The sequence below is a fragment of the Sungkyunkwania multivorans genome (assembly GCF_042675645.1).
Taxonomy (GTDB): Bacteria; Bacteroidota; Bacteroidia; order Flavobacteriales; family Flavobacteriaceae; genus Sungkyunkwania; species Sungkyunkwania multivorans.
In genome coordinates this window covers 187,777-212,320 of record NZ_JBHTJH010000004.1, presented here as the reverse complement: position 1 = coordinate 212,320, position 24,544 = coordinate 187,777, and the positions used below count along the sequence as shown (strand labels likewise).

26 protein-coding genes are annotated in these 24,544 nt (G+C 42.1%); 16 read left to right on the top strand and 10 right to left on the bottom strand.

The annotated features are described in order from the left end of the window. From ACFQ1M_RS03960 to ACFQ1M_RS03935, 6 genes are all read left to right on the top strand, one after another. On the top strand, positions 1-906 hold the full coding sequence (locus tag ACFQ1M_RS03960) for a ParB/RepB/Spo0J family partition protein (protein ID WP_386404200.1): 906 nt from the start codon (positions 1-3) through the stop codon (positions 904-906). Continuing rightward, positions 896-1,498 (top strand): DUF5683 domain-containing protein, encoded by a 603-nt coding sequence (locus ACFQ1M_RS03955; protein WP_386404197.1) that lies wholly within the window; start codon positions 896-898, stop codon positions 1,496-1,498. The genes ACFQ1M_RS03960 and ACFQ1M_RS03955 overlap by 11 nt, the downstream gene beginning before the upstream one ends. Then, a complete protein-coding gene (gene dapB / locus ACFQ1M_RS03950) occupies positions 1,498-2,199 on the top strand; it encodes a 4-hydroxy-tetrahydrodipicolinate reductase (RefSeq protein WP_386404194.1) in 702 nt (233 codons plus the stop codon). The genes ACFQ1M_RS03955 and dapB overlap by 1 nt, the downstream gene beginning before the upstream one ends. A gap of 69 nt (positions 2,200-2,268) precedes the next feature. Further along, positions 2,269-3,993, top strand: a complete 1,725-nt coding sequence (gene lepB, locus ACFQ1M_RS03945) for a signal peptidase I (protein WP_386404191.1) — start codon at positions 2,269-2,271, stop codon at positions 3,991-3,993. A gap of 2 nt (positions 3,994-3,995) precedes the next feature. Beyond that, positions 3,996-4,616: a WbqC family protein gene (locus tag ACFQ1M_RS03940; RefSeq protein ID WP_386404189.1), complete on the top strand. Its 621-nt coding sequence runs from the start codon at positions 3,996-3,998 to the stop codon at positions 4,614-4,616. Further along, a complete protein-coding gene (locus ACFQ1M_RS03935; RefSeq protein WP_386404186.1) occupies positions 4,616-4,930 on the top strand; it encodes a DUF6122 family protein in 315 nt (104 codons plus the stop codon). The genes ACFQ1M_RS03940 and ACFQ1M_RS03935 overlap by 1 nt, the downstream gene beginning before the upstream one ends. 10 nt (positions 4,931-4,940) lie before the next feature. Here the strand turns inward: ACFQ1M_RS03935 and ACFQ1M_RS03930 are convergent, their stop codons facing one another. From ACFQ1M_RS03930 to ACFQ1M_RS03900, 7 genes are all read right to left on the bottom strand, one after another. Next, positions 4,941-5,963, bottom strand: coding sequence for an endonuclease/exonuclease/phosphatase family protein (locus tag ACFQ1M_RS03930; protein WP_386404183.1), 1,023 nt, complete (start codon positions 5,961-5,963; stop codon positions 4,941-4,943). A gap of 77 nt (positions 5,964-6,040) precedes the next feature. Further along, positions 6,041-6,925 (bottom strand): rhomboid family intramembrane serine protease, encoded by an 885-nt coding sequence (locus ACFQ1M_RS03925; RefSeq protein ID WP_386404180.1) that lies wholly within the window; start codon positions 6,923-6,925, stop codon positions 6,041-6,043. A 6-nt stretch (positions 6,926-6,931) separates the two neighbouring features. Then, positions 6,932-7,705: a rhomboid family intramembrane serine protease gene (locus ACFQ1M_RS03920; protein ID WP_386404177.1), complete on the bottom strand. Its 774-nt coding sequence runs from the start codon at positions 7,703-7,705 to the stop codon at positions 6,932-6,934. Then, complete coding sequence (gene mutL / locus ACFQ1M_RS03915) at positions 7,706-9,562, bottom strand: DNA mismatch repair endonuclease MutL (protein ID WP_386404174.1); 1,857 nt, start codon at positions 9,560-9,562, stop codon at positions 7,706-7,708. It abuts the gene before it with no gap. Next, positions 9,562-9,855 (bottom strand): riboflavin synthase subunit beta, encoded by a 294-nt coding sequence (locus ACFQ1M_RS03910; protein ID WP_386404171.1) that lies wholly within the window; start codon positions 9,853-9,855, stop codon positions 9,562-9,564. Before ACFQ1M_RS03910 ends, mutL begins: the two co-directional genes overlap by 1 nt. A gap of 151 nt (positions 9,856-10,006) precedes the next feature. Then, entirely contained in the window at positions 10,007-10,519 is a 513-nt protein-coding gene (gene ribH / locus ACFQ1M_RS03905) for a 6,7-dimethyl-8-ribityllumazine synthase (RefSeq protein ID WP_386404169.1), read from the bottom strand. A gap of 2 nt (positions 10,520-10,521) precedes the next feature. After that, entirely contained in the window at positions 10,522-11,283 is a 762-nt protein-coding gene (locus ACFQ1M_RS03900) for a tetratricopeptide repeat protein (protein WP_386404166.1), read from the bottom strand. A gap of 108 nt (positions 11,284-11,391) precedes the next feature. On the opposite strand from ACFQ1M_RS03900, the gene recF reads away from it, so the two are divergent. From recF to ACFQ1M_RS03875, 5 genes are all read left to right on the top strand, one after another. After that, positions 11,392-12,471: a DNA replication/repair protein RecF gene (gene recF, locus ACFQ1M_RS03895; RefSeq protein WP_386404163.1), complete on the top strand. Its 1,080-nt coding sequence runs from the start codon at positions 11,392-11,394 to the stop codon at positions 12,469-12,471. Continuing rightward, entirely contained in the window at positions 12,468-12,890 is a 423-nt protein-coding gene (locus ACFQ1M_RS03890; protein ID WP_386404160.1) for a lipocalin family protein, read from the top strand. The genes recF and ACFQ1M_RS03890 overlap by 4 nt, the downstream gene beginning before the upstream one ends. Next, positions 12,890-13,186: a DUF721 domain-containing protein gene (locus ACFQ1M_RS03885; RefSeq protein WP_386404157.1), complete on the top strand. Its 297-nt coding sequence runs from the start codon at positions 12,890-12,892 to the stop codon at positions 13,184-13,186. Before ACFQ1M_RS03890 ends, ACFQ1M_RS03885 begins: the two co-directional genes overlap by 1 nt. A 4-nt stretch (positions 13,187-13,190) precedes the next feature. Then, a complete protein-coding gene (locus tag ACFQ1M_RS03880) occupies positions 13,191-13,667 on the top strand; it encodes a hypothetical protein (RefSeq protein WP_386404154.1) in 477 nt (158 codons plus the stop codon). Positions 13,668-13,780: 113 nt separating this feature from the next. Continuing rightward, a complete protein-coding gene (locus tag ACFQ1M_RS03875) occupies positions 13,781-14,344 on the top strand; it encodes a hypothetical protein (RefSeq protein WP_386404151.1) in 564 nt (187 codons plus the stop codon). A gap of 72 nt (positions 14,345-14,416) precedes the next feature. On the opposite strand, the gene ACFQ1M_RS03870 is transcribed toward ACFQ1M_RS03875, so the two are convergent. Next, a complete protein-coding gene (locus tag ACFQ1M_RS03870) occupies positions 14,417-14,836 on the bottom strand; it encodes a nucleoside-diphosphate kinase (protein WP_386404148.1) in 420 nt (139 codons plus the stop codon). Between the two features lie 67 nt (positions 14,837-14,903). Then, positions 14,904-15,929 (bottom strand): alkaline phosphatase D family protein, encoded by a 1,026-nt coding sequence (locus ACFQ1M_RS03865; RefSeq protein WP_386404145.1) that lies wholly within the window; start codon positions 15,927-15,929, stop codon positions 14,904-14,906. Positions 15,930-16,011: 82 nt separating this feature from the next. Between ACFQ1M_RS03865 and ACFQ1M_RS03860 the strand changes: the two genes are divergently transcribed. Genes ACFQ1M_RS03860 through ACFQ1M_RS03850 form a run of 3 tightly spaced genes read left to right on the top strand, consistent with a single transcriptional unit; the run spans position 16,012 to position 18,746 of the window. Next, positions 16,012-17,031, top strand: a complete 1,020-nt coding sequence (locus ACFQ1M_RS03860; protein WP_386404142.1) for a DHH family phosphoesterase — start codon at positions 16,012-16,014, stop codon at positions 17,029-17,031. Next, complete coding sequence (gene gldI, locus ACFQ1M_RS03855; RefSeq protein ID WP_386404139.1) at positions 17,028-17,573, top strand: gliding motility-associated peptidyl-prolyl isomerase GldI; 546 nt, start codon at positions 17,028-17,030, stop codon at positions 17,571-17,573. The genes ACFQ1M_RS03860 and gldI overlap by 4 nt, the downstream gene beginning before the upstream one ends. A 24-nt stretch (positions 17,574-17,597) precedes the next feature. Then, positions 17,598-18,746: a peptidylprolyl isomerase gene (locus tag ACFQ1M_RS03850; RefSeq protein ID WP_386404136.1), complete on the top strand. Its 1,149-nt coding sequence runs from the start codon at positions 17,598-17,600 to the stop codon at positions 18,744-18,746. Positions 18,747-18,807: 61 nt separating this feature from the next. On the opposite strand, the gene ACFQ1M_RS03845 is transcribed toward ACFQ1M_RS03850, so the two are convergent. After that, positions 18,808-20,265 (bottom strand): aminoacyl-histidine dipeptidase, encoded by a 1,458-nt coding sequence (locus ACFQ1M_RS03845; protein ID WP_386404133.1) that lies wholly within the window; start codon positions 20,263-20,265, stop codon positions 18,808-18,810. An 89-nt stretch (positions 20,266-20,354) separates the two neighbouring features. On the opposite strand from ACFQ1M_RS03845, the gene ACFQ1M_RS03840 reads away from it, so the two are divergent. Continuing rightward, positions 20,355-21,422 (top strand): DUF3810 domain-containing protein, encoded by a 1,068-nt coding sequence (locus tag ACFQ1M_RS03840; protein WP_386404130.1) that lies wholly within the window; start codon positions 20,355-20,357, stop codon positions 21,420-21,422. Between the two features lie 90 nt (positions 21,423-21,512). Beyond that, the gene (locus tag ACFQ1M_RS03835) at positions 21,513-24,533 is read left to right on the top strand and encodes an amidohydrolase family protein (protein ID WP_386404127.1); all 3,021 of its coding nucleotides are present in this window, start codon (positions 21,513-21,515) and stop codon (positions 24,531-24,533) included. The last annotated feature ends 11 nt before the right edge of the window (positions 24,534-24,544 follow it).

Below are 24,544 nucleotides of genomic sequence, written 5' to 3'. Positions count from 1 at the left end.
ATGGCGAAGGCAACAAAGAAACAAGCACTAGGAAGAGGACTGTCTGCATTGCTGAAAGATCCAGACAATGACATAAAATCTGCAGCGGATAAAAATGCGGATAAGGTTGTCGGGAATATTGTAGAGTTAGATATTAAAAGTATCGAAGTAAATCCGTTCCAACCAAGGACCAACTTCAATGAGGAAACATTGAGAGAACTGGCTTCTTCCATTCGTGAACTAGGCGTGATCCAACCTATTACCGTTCGCAAGTTAGAATTCAACAAGTATCAACTGGTCTCGGGAGAACGACGCTTCAGAGCGTCAAAACTTGTGGGGCTAGATACGATTCCCGCATATATTAGGATCACCAACGACCAAGAGTCCTTAGAGATGGCTTTGGTAGAGAATATTCAACGTCAGGATCTGGACCCGATAGAGATCGCGCTCTCCTACCAAAGACTTATCGATGAGATAAAACTTACACAAGAGCAGATGAGCGAACGCGTTGGTAAGAAACGATCCACCATTGCCAATTATCTACGTCTACTTAAGTTAGACCCTATCATTCAGACCGGAATGCGGGATGGTTTTGTAAGTATGGGACATGGCCGGGCTTTGATCAATATCGAAGATGCCTCCGATCAATTAGATATCTATCAAAAGATCATTTCCAACTCACTCTCCGTAAGGGAGACCGAAAATTTGGTTCGCAAATATAAAGAGACCAGCAATGTTGAGATTCCTTCTAAAGAGGAGGAAACAACTCCGAAGTTCATTAAAAAAGGCATCAAAGAGCTTGGAGAATACTTTTCGGCAGACGTTGACGTTAAATTAGCAAAGAATGGCAAAGGAAAATTGATCATTCCGTTCAATTCTGAAAATGACTTTGCCCGATTGAAAAAACTCATGAAGCGTGAAAAGTAATTTTTCATTCTGCTTCTTGTTGCTTTTTGTGAGTTGTTCTTCTTTCCTATATGCTCAGGAAACGGTGATCATCGAGCAAGACACCATAAAGGCCAATAAGAAGAACAAAAAGATCCATCTAGACCCACTAGCGCCTTCCAAAGCAGCCTTCTATTCGGCCATATTGCCTGGTCTGGGTCAAGCATACAACAAGAGTTATTGGAAGATCCCCATTGTCTATGGCGCCATGGGAACTAGCATTTATTTCTATGTGGATAACAACAATGAGTATAATCGATACAGAGATGCGTACAAACGTCGACTGGCGGGCTTCAGAGACGATGAATTTTTTGACCAAGAGACACAAACAGAGATCATATCAAATCAGGGGCTGATCGATGCACAAGAATTTTTCAGAAGGAATAGGGACCTGTCCATGTTGATCACCGTAGGCCTCTATGTGTTGAACATCATCGACGCCAATGTGGATGCGCATTTAAAGCAATTTAACGTAGGAGAAGACCTTACCTTGACGATCGACCCTTATTTTAAACAGAATCCGAATAACAACAACACTAACGCTGGGCTTAGGCTTAGATTTAACTTTGATTAATGGATATAGCAATTTTAGGCTATGGACGCATGGGTAAAGAAATTGAGAAAGCAGCAATTTCCCGTGGGCACAATATAGTCTTGAAGGTTGACAAGGATACTATCGAATACGACATCACCGAAGCAGATGTCGCTATCGACTTTAGTGTGCCTGCTTCTGCAGTTGGCAACATCGCAAACTGTCTGAACAACGGAGTTCCGGTAGTATCTGGCACTACTGGATGGTTGGCAGATTACGAAAAAATTACGACTCTTTGCAAACAGCGCAAAGGTGCTTTTATCTACGCCTCCAATTTTAGCTTGGGAGTCAATATCTTTTTTGAGCTAAACAAAAAACTGGCCGAGATGATGGCCCCTCTAGAACAGTATAAGGTCTCGATGGAAGAAATCCATCATACCAATAAACTGGACGCGCCAAGTGGAACTGCAATAACACTGGCCGAGGGTATCATTGAAAATTCAGCGTATAAACAATGGGCGCTCGAAGTGGCCAAAGCTAATGAGATCCCTATCGTTGCGAAACGTATTCCAGAAGTACCAGGCACACACGCAGTGATGTATCATAGCGAAGTAGATACGCTAGAGATAAAACATACCGCGCATAACAGAAAAGGATTTGCGCTTGGTGCGGTCGTGGCATCGGAGTGGCTCGTAGGAAAGACAGGCGTCTTTAGCATGCGCGATGTGTTAAACCTAGGTTAATTGCCAGCACCTTTGTAACATTCAAAATATATTTGAAACAAACCAACAAGTAAAAATTTACAGGATATCATGACAATTACGCAGTGGTTCATTTTTTTTCTAGTATTACAAATCATACATTTTGCTGGAACATGGAAGTTATATATTAAAGCAGGACGTAAGGCTTGGGAAGCTGCAGTACCCATCTACAATGCAGTAGTCCTGATGAAAATCATCAACAGACCGGTTTGGTGGGTATTACTACTTTTTATTCCGATCATTAACCTCATCATGTTCACCGTCATTTGGGTAGAAACTGCACGGAGTTTTGGCAAGAATACCATAAAGGATACACTTTTGGCCGTTATCACTCTCGGCTTCTACAATTACTATCTTAATTATGTCGCAGATGTAAGCTATGTGGAAAATCGCTCTACCAAACCTAAGAGTTCCTCGGGAGAGTGGGTAAGTTCCATTCTATTTGCAGTAGTAGCTGCAACATTTGTACATACCTATTTTATTCAGCCTTATGTAATTCCAACTTCATCATTGGAAAAAACATTAATGACAGGGGATTTCTTATTTGTGAGTAAATTCCATTATGGCGCGCGTATTCCAATGACGACCATATCATTTCCTATGGTCCATGACAGCCTACCATTGGTGAAACAACGTTCCTATTTGAAGAAACCTCAACTCCCCTATTTGCGCTTGCCAGGATTTGAAGAAATAGAACGAAATGATATTGTCGTGTTCAGTTGGCCCACCGACACCCTTACCAATATCTTAGACCCGAAAAGTACGCCGGTACATAAACCTATCGACAAAAGAACTAATTATGTGAAGCGTTGCGTGGCACTTCCTGGTGATACAATGGAAATTAAAGATGGCTATATCTATATCAATGGGGAGCGAAGTATTCTTCCAGACAGAGCAAAGCCGCTATTCTATCATGTCATAAAAACCAAAGGGAGGATCACAACGGGTCTGATAAATAAGATTGGGCAAGATAACTTGATCAGTAGTCTTGCTTCGATGCCAAGGTCGATATACGATAGAACGGATGCGAAGAATTTGATACGGCAAGAGGTCGCAAAAGGAGCTGGTTATTTCAAACTCTTCAAAGAAGATTCCACAGCTGTATATTTCAATGGTGGGTTCACATCCAATGTAAATCAGGCATTGAAAATATCTCCAGTATCCGACACCTATATATTTAATATCACGGAAGAAGAAGCGGAAAAACTCAGAGTCGACCCATCGGTCGAAAGCATAGAGAAATTTGCGGAAAAGGGAACGGACCCAGCTTTCTTTCCAGTTGGTGCAAGTCTAGGGAACAATGATAACTTTGGCCCTATAACCATGCCTGCTGCTGGAGCTACACAACAAATCACTATAGAAAACCTACCGATCTACCATAGAATCATCACCGAATATGAAGGCAATACGCTTACCGTAGAGGGTAATCAGATCAAAATTAATGGAGTCACCACAGATCGTTATACCTTCTTACAGGATTATTACTGGATGATGGGTGATAATCGTCACCAATCACAAGATGCGCGCTTTTGGGGTTTCGTTCCTGAGGATCATATTGTGGGAAAACCCGTCTTCATCTGGATGAGTATAGATGGTATCGGATCCAATAGCGGCAAACCCATAGGTCAATGGAAGATACGTAAGGATCGCATCTTTACAACGGTCGGTGGTGATGGTGAACCAAGATCTTACCTCATTCATTTTCTTGTGGTCATTGGTCTTTGGATCGTTGGTAGCTACGTCTGGAAAAAACGAAGGAGTAAAAAAGCGGCCTAAATATGTCCGTATTGCTCCATCCAACCTATTTTCCTTCGATATCGCACTATGTGGCTATAGCGCAAATGAATGACGTTGTTTTTGAGATGGAGGACAATTATCAAAAGCAAACCTATCGCAACAGAATGTATGTCTATGGTGCCAATGGAAAACTGTCGCTGAACATACCTGTTAAACATACCAAAAAAGCCGGGCACCAAAAGTACAAGGAGGTGAAGATAGAGAACGATTTTCCTTGGCAAAAACAGCATTGGAAATCGTTGCAGACAGCTTACAGGACATCGCCCTTCTTTGAATTTTACGAAGATGACATCGCCCCTATTTTTAAAAAGCAACATAGGTATCTTCTGGACTTGAACATGGAGAGCATCGAGACGATCAACGATTTGCTACAATTGGATACCAATATTACAAAGACGAGCAGGTATGAACTAAATTCTAGCTCTGGCGTCGATGCGAGATATCTCGTCAATGCTAAGAAAGAGCATACGTCCTTAGAGCCCTACACCCAAGTATTTGGAACAAAGCATGGCTTTTTGAACGACCTAAGCATCTTGGACCTGCTTTTTAATGAGGGAACCAACGCGCTTACCTATCTACAAGCACAACATTTGCACCTCTGATGGGAAGAATGCTCGTTCATTATGGATTTCATTTCGTGATCCCATTGCTGATTGCCCTGCTATGCTATCGGACCCGATGGAAATCCGCCTATCTGTTATTTTTGGCTGCTATGCTAATAGACCTGGATCATCTGTTGGCGACCCCCATTTTTGATGCTAGTCGATGCAGTATCAATTTTCATCCGCTACATTCGTATTATGCCATAGCAGTATATATTATTCTTCTTATTCCGAAGTGGACAAGAATCATAGGCGTCGGATTGATGTTACATATCCTCGCCGACCAATTGGATTGTTGGATGATGAACTATTGATTTTATTGAATTAAATCTTCAGTGTCGCCATCACAGGATAGTGATCGGAATACTCCTCTTTAAAGGTCTCGAAACCCTTCACCTTCATATGCTTTTCTACAAAGATGAAATCTATGCGCAAAGGAAAGAATTTGAATTTGAAGGTTCGCCCAAAACCACTTCCAGCCTCATCAAAGGCATCCATCATATCGCCTTTGATCTCCTTATAAACATGGCTGTATTGGGTATTATTGAAATCACCGCAGACCACTCTTTGAAATCTGTGTCCCTTCTGGTGCAAGGCAAAAATATCGGACTGAAACTGCTGTTTCACAAAGGACCTGCTCATCCTTTTCAGCAATCGTCCGGAATTTTCTTGGGTTAGTTCTTCTTTATAGGGATCGATACGCAAAGACTCCAGGTGCAAGTTATAGACCCTTATGGTATCAGTACCTTTCACGATATCTGCATAGATACCATTGTTATAAGTATCTGGAAAATCTAAGGACCCAGAGTTTACGATCCGAAACTTAGAGAATATAGCGAGACCCGCTTTATTGTTTTGGCTTTTCAATTTTATATATCGATAGGGATACATCGAAGAAAAAGCGTCCTCCTTTCTTAAATGAAATTCCTGTAAGCAGAGTGCATCAGGGTTCTTCTTCTCGATAAAGCTTACAATATTATCCTCGGTTCGTTTATCATTGATCCATTCGTACAGATTAAAAAGCCGCACATTGTAGCTCATCACTGAAAAGTCTTCCCTATTCTTTTTGAATGACTTGTTCGAAAATCGATAAAGCGAATTGAGATGACCAAATCCCAATAAAAGTACTAGTGCCGAGAGCAGGAGTTGTCGCTTTAACCTAATGACCCAATAGACCACAAAGAATAGATTCACCAAGATCAGTACGGGAACTGTAAGACTAAGTACCGCCAGAACAGGAAAAGCATTTGGAAACACATAGGGCAAACCATAAGACAACAGCAACAGGGCTGCAAACAAGGAGTTGATCAAAAATATGATCTTATCTAAAAAACTAAGGTTCTTCAAAAGTGGTTCAAGGTTTTTTGATTAGTATGATAGCTCCCTATTCCAACTGTTCTATGATGAAAGCACCTTGCGAAAAGTCAGTCCTCTTTGCCAGCTTTGAACAAGAAATCTTTCTCCGCCTTGGTGAGGCTTTCATAGCCAGACTTACTGATCTTATCCAATATCGCATCTATCTTTTGCTGCTGCGCAGATTTGACAGTAGTACTCTTTTTAAAAGGTACATTTGTTTTCGTCTTTCTATGAACGGTCTTTAAGGGACTTTTAGTACGTGGCTTGAACATATTTGATATGGCATCCATCATTTTCCCGAAGCCAGCACCGATATCTTTCCCGTTTGCCAGCTGCCTTGCATACATAAATCCTAGCAGAGCACCGCCTAAATGCGCAAAGCTTCCGCCACCGTTATCCGATGATAGAAGCATGAGGTCCTTGATAACAAAGAAAGCAGCGATGTACCATAGCTTTACATTAAAGAAAATAAGTCGTACTTCCTTATCTGGAAGATAGGTACAAATAAAGATCAATGCCGCCATTACTCCTGCCGAAGCACCCACGATCGGGCCAAACTTATTTTCGAAGAATGGAAAGATATTGTAGCTGATCATAAAAGCTAGACCGCCGGCGATGATCCCGAGAAAGTAAATATTTAAAAATCGCTTCCCATTGAAAAGATTTAAGATCATTTTGGCTGCAAACCAAAGAATGAACATATTCCAGAAAATATGCCATATGTCAGCATGTAAAAATCCGTAGGTAATCAAGGTCCAAGGCCGAAAGAGCAATCGCTCAAAACTAGGATACAGCTCTAACCATTCTACGATATTTACAAATGGAATTTTGAACAGCCCAAACACAGATCGCAGAATAATGGGAACTATGAACATGACGATATTGGCCACTATCAACTTTCCAACGACATCTAGTCTATTTAAACGATATTTTATGTCATCTGACCAACCCATTTGATATTAAAGATTAGGTTTGAATTGACTTCGCCTCCAATACCACATGATCAAGAAACCAACAATGGCTCCCCCAATATGGGCAAAATAAGCAGTGTTGCTCGGGCTAAAAATAGACACCCCAGTGATTCCCGAAAATAATTCTAATGCCAGAATACCAGGAATAAAGTATTTGGCCTTGATAGGGATCGGTAAGAATATGAGCATTAGTTCTGCATTGGGAAACGCCATTCCAAATGCGACCAAAATTCCAAAGATCGCGCCAGACGCACCGACGGCAGGGATAATGAAAGATTGAACCATCGAACTAACGCTATCCGCCCCGATCACACTCTCCCAGCGTGTATCGTAGGACCCATTATTCAAAAGTGACAAGATGCGCTCTCTTTCGAATCCCGACGATATTAGATCATCCAAGGCACCATTAAATTGCAAATAATTGACAAACGTATGCAATGCTGCGGCTCCCAATCCGGCAGAAAAGTAAAAGAACAAGAACTTGTTTCGGCCCCACATCTGCTCTAAAGGTGACCCAAACATCCACAATCCCAACATATTGAAAAGTATGTGAAATATAACGATACTTCCTGTTTGCGAATAAGTGGCATGCATGAACATATGACTGAGGATCTGCCAAATGCCAAAATTCTCATTTTCTGGATAATATAACGCAAGAAGATCGCTCAGGTCAATTCCCCTATTGACTAATAATAGCGTAGCGATCCACAAGATCACGTTGATGATTATTATATGCTTTACTGTTTCTGTTACTTTGAACATCTATGAAAATTTTTTATCCAATTCTGCTACCGAAATCGTGATGAAGGTAGGCTTGTTAAATGGTGAGACCGAAGGTTCCTTGCAAGCAAATAGATCATTTACCAGTCGTTCTTGCGCCATGGTCTCTAACTGCATGCCCCCTTTAACAGCAATGCTCTTGGCCATGCTTTTGGCCAACATGTCGATTTGACTGAATCCCGTATCTGGGACTTCTTGCTGCAAATCTGATAGCAGCTCGTCCAATATGGCCGTGACCTCACTTTCAGTGACATTGATCGGTATTCCTGTTATTTCTACGTTGTTTTCTTCGACAGCTGTAAACACAAACCCTGCCCGTTCCAAATCATCCTTCAAAGGTTTTAGCAATGAAACTTCAGCGCTGGTATAATTAAGCTGTAATGGAAACAACAACTGCTGACTCACAGTATCCTTAATGGTCATATTGGCCAATAATTGCTCATAGAGCACACGCTGATGCGCCCGATATTGGTCGATGACCACCATTCCAGACTTGATGGTACTGACGATATATTTAGAATGCAGCTGATACGTAGTAATTGCCTGCTGCTCTTCCTTTTCTTTGTCGGTAAATAAATGACCAGTGACTTCCTCGGATTCAAAGGAGATCGTCGAAACTCCAAGTTCTTGTTTCCCTACCTTGGACTCCAATCCTACATAGAGGTTTTCCCAAGATCCGCTCTCTTTCTTGTATCCAGCACCAGAAAACGTCTTCTTTACTGGGCCATCCTCTTTGAAAGGATTAAAGGTAGGATCGACCTGAATTTTTGGAACCGCAGCTTCCCTGTTCTTGTAAGAATATGGAGTGTCCATATTGGAATCGTGTTGAAAGTCTAGCACCGGAGCCACGTTAAATTGCCCCAAACTATGTTTTACCGCAGAACGTAGGATCGCATAGAGCGAATGCTCATCCTCGAACTTGATCTCGGTCTTGGTGGGATGTATGTTGATATCGATCTTCTCTGGGTCGATATTGAAATACAAGAAATAAGTAGGATGACATTTTTGTGGTAATAACCCTTCAAAAGCAGCGGTGATCGCATGATGAAGATAGCTGCTTTTCACAAACCGGTCGTTGACGAAAAAAAACTGCTCCCCTCTACTTTTTCGTGCAAATGAAGGTTTCCCCACAAAACCAGTAATTCCTGCGATTTCGGTTTCTTCATTAACAGGTACCAACTTCTCGTTGGTCTTACCTCCAAAGACATTGACCACGCGCTGGCGTAAATTCGAAGCCGGAAGGTTAAAGAGCTCTCCGTTGTTATGATAGAGTGTGAATGCGATATCGGGATGCGCCAAAGCAACGCGATGAAACTCGTCGATCACATGACGCAATTCTACCGCATCCGATTTAAGGAAGTTACGTCGGGCGGGAATATTATAAAAAAGGTTCTTTACGGCAATCGACGTTCCAAATGGGGCAGTGATCACTTCTTGGGAAATAACTTTGCTACCCTCGATCTTTATTTGGGTGCCCAATTCGTCCATTTCACGTCTCGTGATCAATTCAACATGAGCGATAGCTGCGATCGAGGCCAAGGCCTCTCCTCTAAAACCTTTGGTATTTAAATGAAATAGGTCTTCGGCAACCCTGATCTTTGAAGTGGCATGACGCTCAAACGAGAGTCGAGCATCGGTATTGCTCATTCCAATGCCATTATCAATGACCTGCACCAAGGTCTTTCCAGCATCCTTGACCACCAGCGTAATGGTATCGGCCTTAGCGTCGATGGCATTCTCCAACAGCTCTTTCACAACTGAAGCTGGCCGTTGTACGACCTCCCCTGCCGCGATCTGGTTAGCAACATGATCGGGTAAAAGCTGAATGATGTCCGCCATTAGATAGTTAAGCTGAAAATAGATAAATCGAAATCAATGAACCATAGGAAGAGGAACAATAAAATGGCTATAATGATCACCAATCTTCTGGTCACATTGCGATCTGCCGGTTCTTTCATTTCGGAATAGGCACGACTAAATTTTTCCTTAAGTCCTCCACCGTTATCCAGTGTCTTTCGATATTTGGCAAATCTAGAGTCGATTGAAAATGGGCTTCCTTCACCGTCGTGCTCGTAATAGCGTGGTTGATAATTGAACCTTTTGTTCTTTCTTGATTTAAATAGTGCTCCCATAGTTATTGTGTTTCAAAGTTACTCAAAAACAAAAACAATGCCGAAGCCAGCCTCATAAAAATTGTTAACAGTGAGGAGACAACTTAATTTGTAAGATCTATTTAAAATTCTTCAAGAATTATAGAAGGGTGAAGGTGCTTTTCAAGAATATTCAATGATATCCAATATCACCCCCTTTATCTTTCCCTTTGAGGGCCGCCATCTTAATGGCCGCGATCGCAGCTTCGGTACCTTTATTACCATGTTTTCCGCCGGATCGATCGATGGCTTGTTGCATGTTGTTATCGGTAAGCACACAAAAGATCACAGGCACATTATGAAGTACATTCAGGTCCTTGATGCCTTGCGCAGTTGCACCGCATACAAAATCGAAATGTTTGGTCTCTCCTTGGATCACACTACCGATGGCAATGATCGCATCAACTTTTTGCGTTTGGATCATGCGCTTACAGCCGTAAGTGAGTTCGAAGCTTCCTGGAACGTCCCATCGGATGATGTTTTCAGCTAGGGTACCATTCTCCAAGAGCGCTTCTTCGGCTCCTTTGAAAAGTCCTTCGGTGATCGTTTCATTCCATTCTGAAACAACGATCCCAAACCGAAAGTCCTTCGCGTTTGGGATCGTCGCTTTATCGTACTCCGATAAATTCTTATTTGATGTGGCCATTCCTATAGATTTTCGACCTTTCCTATAAAGATATCTATAGTTCTCCCCTCTTCAGAATTGGGGTACTCATCTTTTATCTTGTTGAATAGTGCAAGGGCTTTATCTTTGTTGCCTAACTCCATGGCAACAACACCCGCCTTGAACAAATAACGCGGTGTGATAAGGTCGTTCTGGTCATGAGAAGCTGCACGCTCGTAATAGTCCAATGCCTCCGCATTTTGACCTAACTGAGAAAATGCATCTCCAATTCCACCTTTTGCCAATGCCCCGAGGATCGCATCATCACTTTCGAACTCGCTCAAATACTCAACAGCCTTCTCGTAATCATTCATGTTTAAATATGCAATGCCAGCCGAATAGTTGGCAACGTTGGCAGCATCAGTACCAGCATATTTCTCGATGATCTCTAAAAAACCATACTTGCCCTCTGCACCTTCTAAAGACAAGGTAAACAGTGAATCCTTATTTGCACCAGCGAGCGCTTGCTCAAAATATTTCTGCGCTTGGTACATCTCATTGGTAGCCTCGAGCTCCTTTGGCTTTTGCACAAACTGGTCATAGCCCAAATATCCCAACACCGCCAATGCAACCAGGCTGATAAAGCCTAAGATATAATTTTGGTTTTTGGCAACCCATTCTTCAGTCTTCGAAGCACTTTCGTCCAAAGTACTGAAAACCTCTGCGGTCGTACTCTCCATCTCCTCTAGCTGCGCCTCTTCTTTCTTATTCTTTGGTTTATACCCTCTTTTCTTATAAGTAGCCATAAATTCTATGTTAGTGGCGCAAAAATATAATTTTTATGTTAATGTGAAAGGGAATTTATTTGATATTTTTCAATATTTTGCGAATTCTTTTTAGGTCATAAAACACGCATGTTTTTAAAGAAAATTTCCTTGGTCAACTATAAGAATTTTGATTCGGTCTCTTTCGAGTTCGATGAGAAGATCAATTGTTTTGTAGGGGCCAATGGGGTTGGCAAAACCAATGTCTTGGACGCCATCTATCATCTCTCTTTTGGGAAAAGCTACTTCAATCCTGTTGCAACACAGAATATTAGACATGGGGAGTCCTTTTTTGTTTTGGATGGAGCATACGAAAAACAAGGTCGCGCTGAAAGGGTTATTTGTAGTTTGAAGAGAGGTCAAAAAAAGGTTATCAAACGCAACGGAAAAGCCTATGATAAATTTTCAGAACATATCGGGTTCATTCCCTTGGTGATCATCTCTCCGGCGGATAGGGACCTGATCATCGAGGGTAGCGAGACGAGGCGCAAGTTCATAGACAGCGTTATCTCTCAATCGAACAAGGAGTATCTTGCACAACTGATCCGTTACAACAGGGTCTTAACACAACGAAATTCCTTGTTGAAGTATTTTGCCCTGAATAATACCTTTGACCGTGACACACTTTTGATATACAACCAACAAATGTCCGAGCTAGGCGCCAACATCTTTAACACCAGAAAATCTTTTTTGACCGAATTTGTCCCTATCTTTAAAGAACGATACGCGAGCATTTCTGATAGTAAAGAGGCAGTAGGCCTCATTTATAGTAGCCAGCTTTTCGAGAAAGGTCTCGATGAGCTTTTTGAAGAATCCCTGAACAAGGACAAAGCATTGCAATATACCAGTGTGGGTGTCCATAAGGATGACCTCAACTTTGAGATCGAGGGTCATTCGGTAAAGAAATTTGGCAGTCAAGGGCAACAAAAGTCTTTTTTGATCGCTTTGAAAATGGCGCAGTTCGACTTTATAAAAGAACAGGCTGGTGTAAATCCGATCCTTTTGCTCGACGATATCTTTGACAAACTGGACGAGCACCGTGTAGCGCAGATCATTGCCCTGGTGAACGATGAGAACTTTGGGCAGATCTTTATAAGCGACACACATGCAGATCGCACAGAAGCGGTGGTGAAAGCCACGCACCAATCCTATCAGATATTCAAGTTATGAGAATTACTTTCTACTTATTTCTATGCTTGTCGCTATTTTTGGGCTGTGCTTCAGACCCCAATAGCACATTACCCCATGTAAATGGGTATTGGGAGATCGAACAAGTGGAACTGGCAAATGGGCAAGTCAAAGAATATACCTATAGTCAAAATATCGACTATTTTGAATTGAACAAGAATAGCAATGGCTTCAGGAAAAAGGTACGGCCAAAATTGGACGGGACCTTTGAAACTTCAAACGACCTTGCGAGGGTTGTTGCAAAGATCGAGAATGATAGCCTTCACCTATATTACACCAATGAATATGACAGCTGGAAGGAAACCGTTTTGGATGCTGATGCCGAAAGTCTTTCCATCATTAATGAAGATAGAAATATTTACACCTACAAACGCCATCAACCAACAAAGATCGATCGATAATGGCCAAAAGACACACTCAAAATCAATCGCTTGGAGAGGTACTAAAGCAATTTGTACAAGAGCACCATCTTGAAAAAGGACTGGACAAGATAGAGGTTCGCGATGCTTGGGTAAAATTGATGGGGACGGGCGTCAACAACTACACTTCCGATATCATTCTCAAAGACACTACCTTGCTCGTTAGGTTGAGTTCGTCAGTGCTACGCGAAGAGCTTAGTTATGGCAAACATAAGATCATCGACATGATGAATGAGGAGCTTGGCAAAGAACTGGTAAAAGAGTTGATACTTAGGTGATCGCATGAAGGCAGCCTCCGTGAAACAGCTCAAAGACGAATTGAAGCATCGCTCTCCCGAAGAACTGATGGAACTCTGCTTGCGATTGTCCAAATTCAAAAAGGAAAACAAAGAATTGCTTACCTATCTGCTCTTCGAATCTGAAAGTGAAGAAGGCTATATTGAAACGGTGAAGAACGAGATGGACGCCCAATTTGAACAGATAAACACGGCAACCTATTACTACATCAAAAAAAGTGTTCGTAAAATATTGCGCACCGTCAAGCGATACATTCGCTATTCTCAAAACAAGGAGACCGAGGTCGCTCTCCTCCTCTACTTTTGCCAAAAACTAAAATCGATGTATCCCCCGATCAATAGGAATAGGGTACTTCAAAATATCTTTGACCGGCAACTTCATAGCGTAAAAAAAACCATCATATCCTTACACGAGGATTTGCAGTACGATTTCAATAAGATATTGGATACAATTGAACAGTAAGAATCACCTTTCAAAGAAATAAATTGGTTTACCACAAGTTTCATCAGTAGAAACGTTCTTATGGCATAGTTGTTGATGACAAAATCGCAACCATAACATTAAAACCAATTATTATGAAAAGAGTTCTGTGTACCCTTTCAATGTTTGCCCTTTCCCTATCCTTAACCGCTCAAGATGCAAGTGTCGAAAAATCTGTTTTCGGAATCCAAACTGGACTCTTAGGAGTTTGGGCTCACAACGAGACGAAATTAGCCGATCAATTCTCGTTGCGAACTGAAATTGGCCTGGATACCGGCATCTTTGGAGGCTCTAATTTTGACGACACCTCCTTTGTGATGGCCCCTGTAATTACTTTAGAGCCAAGATGGTATTATAACCTGGACAAGCGACTCTCTAAATCAAAGAACATCTCGGGCAATAGCGGCAACTTCCTGTCCTTGAAAACAAGTTATCTTCCAGATTGGTTCTTGATCTCCAACACTGACAATTTCAACGTCGAGGATCAGATCTCCATCATTCCTACTTGGGGTATGAGAAGAACTATCGGCAAGCATTTTGTCTATGAAACCGGCATCGGCTTTGGCTATCGCCGAATCTTCGTAAAGAATGCTGGTGTTTCAAATGGTATAAGCGAAGGGGCGCTTAATGTCCATTTGAGAATTGGGTATCGATTCTAGCCGCAGTCCTTTACAAAAAAAAGCGCCTCCTAATTGGAGGCACTTTTTTTGCAAAATCAATGTCTATAAATCTTAGAAGATCTCTCTACCCGAAAAGTGAAATGCTCCCTCAATCGCAGCATTCTCATCGCTATCCGATCCGTGCACTGCATTTTCTCCGATAGAGGTCGCATATAACTTGCGAATGGTCCCTTCTGCCGCTTCCTCTGGATTGGTGGCGCCGATCAACGTACGAAAATCTTCTACGGCGTTGTCCTTTTCCAATATCGCTGCTACGATAGGTCCGCGAGTCATAAACGCTACCAATTCTCCAAAGAATGGACGCTCGCTATGGATCGCGTAGAATGCCTCGGCATCACGCTTACTCAACTGTGTGTATTTCATCGCTACGATCTTAAAACCAGCAGCGGTAATTTTTTCTAAAATCGCTCCGATGTGTCCATTCTCTACAGCATCGGGTTTGATCATGGTAAATGTTCTGTTTGTTGCCATGTAATAGTATCTCAAAATTTTGTGCAAAAGTACATTTTTATATACGAATGACAACTTTAAATTAGTGTTAATTTTGGGGGAACTCGCACGGGTAGTCTTGTAGCAGTGCATTGTGTTTCCCACGCATTTCCATCATCACGGTCTTCGATTCAAAATCAAATTTCAACAAACCGAAACTCACTTCAGATATAAGCTCGCCAATCCTATATCGATTGGGTTCCCCTTTAAAGTTTCGCAGCGTATGGGTCAATCCACTAGAGGTAAAATCGATCAAGGGATAGGCCATCCCTTCCAGTTGCTTCTTGCTGAATTCGGAGAAATGACGGTCTCCGGAAAGGATGAATATTCTTTTGGCCTTAGATGTTCGTATCAAATTGAACAATCTTTCTTGCTCATGTGGAAAATTGGCCCATGTCTCATTACCATGCTCTCCAGACAATACTTGAATGCTACTTACGATCACATTAAAATCCGCCTCAGAATTGCTTAATACTGTTTGCAACCATTGCCATTGTGCTTCCCCAAGAATTGAGCCTTCACCATAAGTATTGGGTTCGTAGCGTTTATCTTCATCATCACTTTTGTTGAGGTCAGTCCTAAAATAACGGGTGTCTAGAATAATGATCTTAACACTTCCCCCAGAGGTCTCAAACACTTTTGAAGTGTAGACCCCTTCGCGCTGACGCAACGGATGTGTCGGTGCTAACCCTAGAAAATCTAGAAACAACTGCTGACTGTCTTGCTTCATACCATAATCCCCTCCACCATCTTTTTTTCCGTAATCGCGGTCATCCCACGTTCCCATGATGGACATGGCGGATCTTACTTTGACATAATGACCATTCTCTGACTGTTGGAGGTAATCCATTCTTTTCTTCTTCAGATTATCGGTGGTCGAGTATATATTATCGCCACCCCAGATCCAAAGGTTTGGCTGTTGCTTCAATATCGGTGTCCATAATACATTTTCCCGATTCTCGTCATTACAAGAGCCAAAAGCAATGACAAAATCGAACATCACATCTTGAGCAAAGGTCCCGAAATGGAGTGAACCACAAATTAGAAAACATAGAATTTTGCAAGCTTTTTTCATATTTCCGATTCGAATATAGTTATTCCAAAATTAGTGAAATGTATGTATATGTCTATGCGATTTAATCGTATATTAGCCCCTTATGAATGCTAAGGACATCGCCCAAATCAAAGCGTTACTTTCTACTCCCAAGCACATCGTTATCATTCCACACAAGAATCCAGACGGTGATGCTATTGGATCCACCTCCGCATTGTTCTTATTTTTAAAAAAGAAAGGCCATCTACCAGTGGTCATTGCTCCTAATGACTATCCGCATTTTCTTAAGTGGATGGCTGCAGAAGAAGCCATTTTGAAATATGACCAACACAAGGACATCGCTGACCAAAAAGTAAAGGAGGCATCCATTATCTTCACACTCGATTTCAATGATCTAGGTAGAATAGGAGAATTACAAGCGGTTGTGCAGGATAGTGAGGCTACGTTTATCATGATCGATCATCACCAGCAACCCGAGGACTATGCCGATTATATGTACAGCGATACATCCATAGGCTCTACCTGCGAAATGGTCTATAATTTTTTCTCATGGTTAGGAGAGGTCGACGCCATCGATGCTGATATCGCCAATTGTCTTTATACGGGAATCATGACAGATACTGGATCTTTTAGATTTCCATCTACGACCAGTACCACACATCGTGTCGTTGCCGACCTTATAGATAAAGGTGCAAATAATGCATCGGTCCATCAAATGATATACGATACTAACTCCCTAAGTAAATTACAATTACTCGGTTGCGCCTTACGCAATCTGGTTACCTTAGATGAGTTCAGTACCGCATATATCACATTGTCCCAAAAAGAATTGGATCAACATAATTTTAAGAAAGGAGATACCGAAGGTTTTGTGAATTACGGCTTATCTTTGAAAGGAATTAATTTTGCAGTGATCTTTATAGAAAATAGACAAGAAAATATCATAAAGATCTCTTTGCGTTCTAAAGGTGATTTTTCTGTGAACCAATTTGCAAGAAAATATTTTGAAGGAGGAGGTCACGACAATGCTGCAGGCGGAAAAAGTGATCGTAATATGCAGCGTACCATAGAATACTTTGTGAACCTTCTTCCACAGTATAAAGAAGCCCTAAACAACTCATGAAAAAGTATATCACATACCTATCTTTTCTTCTGGTGCTCATCGCTTGTGGAGAACCAGATGCGAGAAGACCATTGACCAAATCGAGCGGTACGTTCTTTAAAGAATCTGTTGCGCGTAACCAAAAGATCTTGGAGAAAGAACAGCAAATGTTTATGCAGGTCTTTAAACGAGATTCCATCTCTAATTATATCGCTTCAGAAAGCGGTTTTTGGTATGTCTATCAGGTCAAGGATTCATTGAGTGAATTGTCTCCGATCACCGATGATGTCGTCACTTTACAATACGAGTTGAGAGACCTCAACAACCGTGTCATTTACAGTAAGGAGGAGGTTGGAACTGTGAAGTACAAAGTTGACAAAGAGAATATCCTTACTCAAGGACTACGTGAAGGTGTTAAGTTGATGAAAGCAGGCGAAACGGCCACCTTTTATCTTCCTTCAAGCCTCGCATATGGATATCATGGAGACGATCAGCGTGTCGGAGTCAATGTTCCATTGATCGCCACGGTCTCCTTAAAGGAAATCACAAAGCAAAAACCATAATCAAATTCAAATTATATCATACGTATGAAAAAGATACACCTATTAGTTCTTGTTAGCGCCTTGTGCCTATTTGGTTGTAAAAGCAAATACCCCAACTTAGATGATGGACTTTATGCCGATATACAAACAAACAAGGGAGACATCCTTATACAACTCGAGTATGAAAAAACACCTATAACCGTTGCCAATTTTGTTACATTGGCCGAAGGGACCAATACATTTGTAGCTAGTAAATATGCTGGAAAGAAGTTTTATGACGGCGTGATATTTCACCGAGTGATGAAAGATTTTATGATCCAAGGAGGTGACGGTGAAGGTACGGGCCGCGGTAATCCAGGTTATCGCTTCAAAGACGAGTTTCACCCAGAATTGAAACACGATACCATTGGTGTTTTATCCATGGCCAATTCTGGACCTGCGACCAATGGTAGTCAATTCTTCATCACCCATACCGCAACCCCGTGGCTCGATGGAAAGCATACCGTGTTTGGAAAGGTTGTTAAAGGATTGAATGTGGTAGATTCTATCGCAAAGGTCGAGACCAACAAGTCAAATAATAAACCGATAACTGACGTGGTGATCAACACTATAGAGATCATCGCCGAAGGAAAGGATGCTAAAAGCTTTGATGCCGTGGCAACATTTTCCGATTATTTCAAAGAACAAGAGGCCGAACAAGCAGCAAAAAATGCAGAAAGAGAACGCCTAGCTGCAGCGGCTCCTGGCAATATTAAAAAATCTAAGGAGACGATTGACGAGCAGCGTCCGACTGCCAAAAAATTACCTTCAGGATTGGAGTACCTGGTAATGAATGAAGGAGACGGAGAAAAGCCGGCAATAGGATCCAAGGTAAAAGTGAATTATGCTGGTTATTTTGCGAGCAATGGTGACCTTTTTGATAGCAATATTGAAGATGTCGCAAAAGCTTTCAACAAATTCAACGAAATGAGAAAACAGCAAAATGGCTATCAGCCCACTCCGATGCCCTACAGTCCTGAAGCTACCAATTTGATTCCAGGATTTAGAGAAGGGCTTCTGCTGATGAATGTAGGCGATAAATACCGTTTCTTCATCCCCTCCCATTTGGCCTTTGGAGAGGCAGGTGGCGGAAGAGGACTGATCCCGCCAAATGCAGACCTCGTATTTGACGTAGAGATCGTCGCTGCCATGTAAATAAAGGTCGATACGATCATAAAAAAGCCGAGGATTTGAATCCTCGGCTTTTTTATGCACCCTATTTTGGGATATCTTTCAAAATTTCCAAGACGAACTTCCAATACTTCTGCACCGAAGATATACTAGCGCGCTCATCTGGTGAATGTGCTCCTTTGATGGTCGGTCCAAAACTGATCATGTCCATTTTGGGATAGTTCTGTCCTAAGATGCCACATTCCAAACCAGCATGGCACGCGGCCACGTTCGGTTTTTCATCGAACAACGCCTCATATTTTTTGGTCAAGACCTTTAAGATAGCTGAATCCACATTTGGAGTCCAGCCGGGATAATCGCCCGAAAATTCCACATCGCATCCCGCCAATTCAAATGCAGCTCGCAAGGCATTAGCAAGGTCCATCTTGCCAGACTCTACAGAAGAACGTGTAAGGCAGCCTACCTTAATATTCCCCTTCTTCACCACTACTCTGGCGATGTTATTAGAAGTTTCTACAAGATCTGGGATATCAGCACTCATACGATATACGCCATTGTGCGCAGCGTACAATGCCTTTAGAATCTGCTCCTGTGCATGGATTTCCATCACCTTGGATGGGATCGCAGTTGTTTCGCATCTGATATCCAGATCTGGTTCCGTAGTAGCAAATTCTTTATATATTGCTTTCACCTTCGCATTGATTTCGGCAATAAAGTCATCGCTTTTCTCTAAATCAACGGTCACCTTCGAAAAACTTTCTCTAGGAATGGCATTTCGCAGACTCCCGCCGTCAATCTCGGCAACTCTCAGACCAAACTTTTCGTTAGAAGCATATAACAATCGGTTCATGATCTTGTTGGCGTTGCCATAGCCTTTATGAATGTCCATGCCAGAGTGTCCACCTTGCAGTCCTTTTACGCCGATCTCAAAGGCCATGACATTGGACGGAGTATCTTCCTCGCTATACGTTCGAGTTGCAGTGATGTCCATACCACCCGCACAACCTATACCGATCTCGTCGTCTTCTTCGGTATCAAGATTCAATAAGATCTCACCTTTGAGAATACCTCCTTTCAAGCCCATGGCACCGGTCATTCCTGTTTCCTCATCAATGGTAAAAAGAGCTTCAATGGCTGGATGTACGATATCTTTCGAAGCTAGGATCGCCATAATGGTCGCAACACCTAGTCCGTTGTCGGCACCAAGTGTCGTCCCTCGTGCCTTTACCCAATCTCCCTCGACGTACATGTCTATACCCTGGGTTTCAAAATCAAAGCTAGTATCGGCATTCTTCTGGTGCACCATATCCAAATGACTTTGCATTACCACCATCTTTCGATCTTCCATTCCTGAAGTTGCGGGTTTTCTTATGATCACATTTCCCACATCATCTTTAAAGGTCTCCAGTCCAAGGTCCTGTCCAAATTGTATCATAAAGTCGATAACGCGTTCTTCCTTCTTCGACGGGCGCGGCACGGCGTTTAAAGCGGCGAAATGAGTCCAAACTTCCTTTGGTTCTAGTTGAGTGATGTCCTTATCCATTGTTTAAATTTTTGTCGCAACAAAAGTACTACGAGATTTAGAAATGAACATATTAGTTGCAAACGAATCCTTTTTCTATTTTTGGAACAATGAAAATGACTTTGAAACAGGGCATTGCGCTGTCTATTATACCACAATTACTCGTTGTCAACTTGCTTAAGACGCGTCCCGACTGGGTCGAATCACTCTATAGCAATGGCCTCTATCTTTGGTTGTCAAAGATCTCACGAATCATTCTTGGCTGGATTCCCTTTTCGCTTGGCGACCTTCTTTATGTGGCCGCTATTTTATTGGTGATACGCTTTTTTATTTTAAAAGGTCATCTTTTCTTTAACGCCACTCGGAAGTTCTTTACAGAAGTGTTTGCAATGTTCTCTATTGCCTATTTGATATTTCACTTGGCCTGGGGAATGAATTACCATCGGAAACAGCTTCATGAGTTTTTTGATATCGATGACGAATACACTACCCAAGAGCTTATAGCCTTTACTGAAAGGATCATTGATAGATCAAATGCCATCCACTTAGAATTAGTAGCAAACGAAAGCGTAAAGGTAGAAATGCCATTTACCAAGTGGGAAGTTCTAAATGGCACCCAAAATGGATATAAAAACCTTGCGCGGGCATATCCTCTGTTGACTTATGATCATTCCAGCATCAAGATGTCTACCTTGAGTCTCCCGCTCACATTTATGGGATATAGCGGTTATCTGAATCCATTTACCAACGAGGCCCAGGTCAACTATAAGATGCCCATCTATAAATTTCCCACGACCGTTGCCCATGAGCAGGCACATCAATTGGGATTTGCCGCTGAGAATGAAGCAAATTTTATAGGGTATCTAGCCACCATTAATAACGACGACCCCTATTACAAATATTCAGGATACACCTTCGCACTACGATACTGCTTGGGCGAAATGTATCGTAGAGATCTTGAAGAATATCAGCGCCTCTCCGAACGTATCAATGAGGGCATTAAAAAGAATTATCGAGAAGTGACGGCCTTTTGGCGCAGTTATGAAAATCCAGCGGAGCCGATCTTCAAAAAATCATTCGATACCTATCTAAAAGCGAATAGCCAAGAAAAAGGCATAGAAAGCTATAGCTATATCGTCGCCTTATTGGTGAACTATTATGAAGATCACAACTTGTAAGAAACGTTAAAAAACTCTTAACGCCCTCCCCTTTTGTGTTACTTGCTGTAACTTTAACAGAGCATAACTAACTAAATTAACCAACATCACATGAGAAGAATATTCTTGGCACTCAGCTTGCTGATGTGCAGTTTTGGGCTTTTGGCCCAAGACTACTTTCCCAAAAATGATGGCGTTAAAACAGAAAATGACAATTACACCGCTTTCGTCAACGCCAGGATCTTTGCAACTCCAACACAGATCATAGACAATGGGTCGCTTCTGATACAAAATGGTAAAATTATCGCTGTTGGTACCTCGGTGACCATTCCAGCCAATGCCATCCTCATCGATCTAGAGGGAAAGTACATCTATCCATCATTTATCGATATCTATTCAGATTTTGGTATTACCAAACCTAAAAGAAACAACAATTTTAACCAACGTGTTCAATACGGCCCTAGTCGTAAAGGGTACTATTGGAATGACCATATAACACCGGAGATCAATGCTGTTGAAAAGCTAAAGTTTGATGACAATAAGGCGAAAGAATTAGTCAAAGCCGGTTTTGGAACAGTGAATACCCATCATCAAGATGGGATCATCAGAGGAACGAGCACTTTGATCGCTTTAAATGTTCACGAAGGAAATGAGAAGCGAATCCTCGGTGATAAAGTAGCGCAGCATTTTTCATTTAGGAAAGGGAACAGTTCTCGTCAAAGCTACCCTACCTCACTGATGGGTGCAATGGCGCTGATCAGACAGGTCTATCATGATGCAAAATGGTATGGGAACGGTGGTTCGGAAACCGACGACCGCTCCTTAGAAGCCTTCAACCGCAATAAAGGCTTACCACAGATCTTTGATGCGGGCAGTATGGCCAACAGCCTTCGAGCTGATAAGATCGCTAACGAATTTGGTGTGAACTACATCTTAAAAGGCGGTGGTGACGAATATGCGCGCATCAACGAGGTCAAAGCAACGAATGCGAGCTATGTCCTTCCTTTAGACTTTCCAAAGCCGTACGATGTAAGTGACCCTATAAGCGCTGCGGTGGTAGAATTAAAGGACATGCGTCATTGGAATCAGGCTCCAACCAATGCAAAAGTACTTGCTGAGAATGGTATTCCCTTTGCCTTTACAACAGCCGAGTTGAAAAAGGTTGAAGACTTCAAGACCAACCTTATGAAAGCCATCGACTATGGTTTGAGTAAGACAACGGCACTTGAAGCGCTCACCACTGTACCAGCAAGATTATTGGGTAAATCCGATCAGCTAGGGAATTTGAAAAAAGGAGCCGTAGCCAACTTTTTAATCACCTCAGGTGACCTTTTTGAAAAGAAGACCATTCTTTACGAGAACTGGGTACAAGGAAATAAAAATGTGATCAATGATATCGACCTAAAGGATATCAGAGGAAATTATGACCTTAATGTAGCCGGTGAGAAATACAGCATGGCGATCACTGGTGAACCTTCGAAACCGAAGATCGAGCTAAAACAAGATTCCATCAAAATAGCCAGCAAGATCAACTATAAGAACGGCTGGATCAACATCTTCTTTACACCACAAAATGAAAAAGCGACCGAGTTCATTCGGCTCAATGCCGTAACAACGGCTTCAAAAAATTTAAGCGGTCGCGGAACATTGACCAATGGGAACGATATCAATTGGACTGCCATCTGGAAAACTAAAGAAGACCAAAAAGAGGAAGAAAACGAAAAAGGGGGAAAGGATAAGAATGACCTCCACGAAATATTGCCTGTAACCTTTCCAAATACCGCCTACGGATTAAAGCAAAAAGCGAGACAGGAAAATATCCTATTTAAAAATGCAACTGTGTGGACCAATGAACGTGATGGTATCCTTCAAAATTCGGATGTGTTGATAAAAAATGGAAAGATCGCTGAAATTGGAAAGAATTTATCGGCCAGCGGCGCAAGGATCATTGATGCTTCGGGCAAACATTTAACCACAGGGATCGTCGATGAACACTCGCATATCGCCGCTGCCGCCATCAATGAAGGTGGTCATAACTCTTCTGCAGAGGTCACCATTGAGGATGTCGTAAGCGATGATGATATCGATATATTTAGAAACCTAGCGGGTGGCGTCACTTCTATTCAAATCTTACACGGTTCTGCAAATCCAATCGGGGGACGCTCGGCCATCATAAAATTGAAATGGGGCGAAGCCGCAGAGAATTTGCTAAACCCAAATGCAGACCCTTTTATAAAATTTGCCTTAGGTGAAAATGTGAAGCAAAGCAATTGGGGTGACAACAACACCTCGCGTTTCCCCCAGACGCGAATGGGTGTCGAACAGGTATACGTAGACTACTTCCAAAGAGCAAAAGCATATGACCAAAAGTGGAAGGCCTATAACGATCTTTCCAGCAAAGCTAAAAGCAGGACCAACGCTCCACGCTATGATATTGAGCTCGCGGTTTTGGCACAGATCCTCAATAAAGAACGTTTTATATCGTGCCATTCCTATGTGCAAAGTGAGATCAATATGCTGATGAAAGTGGTAGAACGATTCAACTTTAATGTCAACACCTTCACGCATATTTTGGAAGGTTATAAAGTTGCCGATAAGATGGCCAAGCATGGAGTTGCAGGCTCTACCTTCTCGGACTGGTGGGCATATAAATATGAAGTCAATGACGCTATTCCTTACAACGCGGCGATCATGCATAGTCAGGGCGTGCTCACCGCCATAAACTCGGATAGCGGAGAGATGTCGAGAAGACTCAACCAAGAAGCGGCCAAATCGGTAAAATATGGTGGCGTTTCTGAAGAGGACGCCTGGAAGTTTGTAACCCTAAATCCTGCCAAAATGCTTCACCTAGACGATAAGATCGGAAGTATCAAAGTGGGGAAGGATGCCGACCTTGTCCTTTGGACAGACCATCCCATGTCTATCTATGCAAAAGCGGAAAAGACAATGATCGAAGGTGCCATCTATTATGACCTGGAAAAACTTCCAGCAATGACAAATGCCATCAAAAAAGAACGCAATAAGCTTATAAATATGATGTTGAAGGCTAAAAATAATGGCATGAAGACACAGCCAGCCAAGAAGAAGAAAAAAGAGCAATTGCATTGCGATTCACTTATCTATCAACAATAATTTTGAGAAAG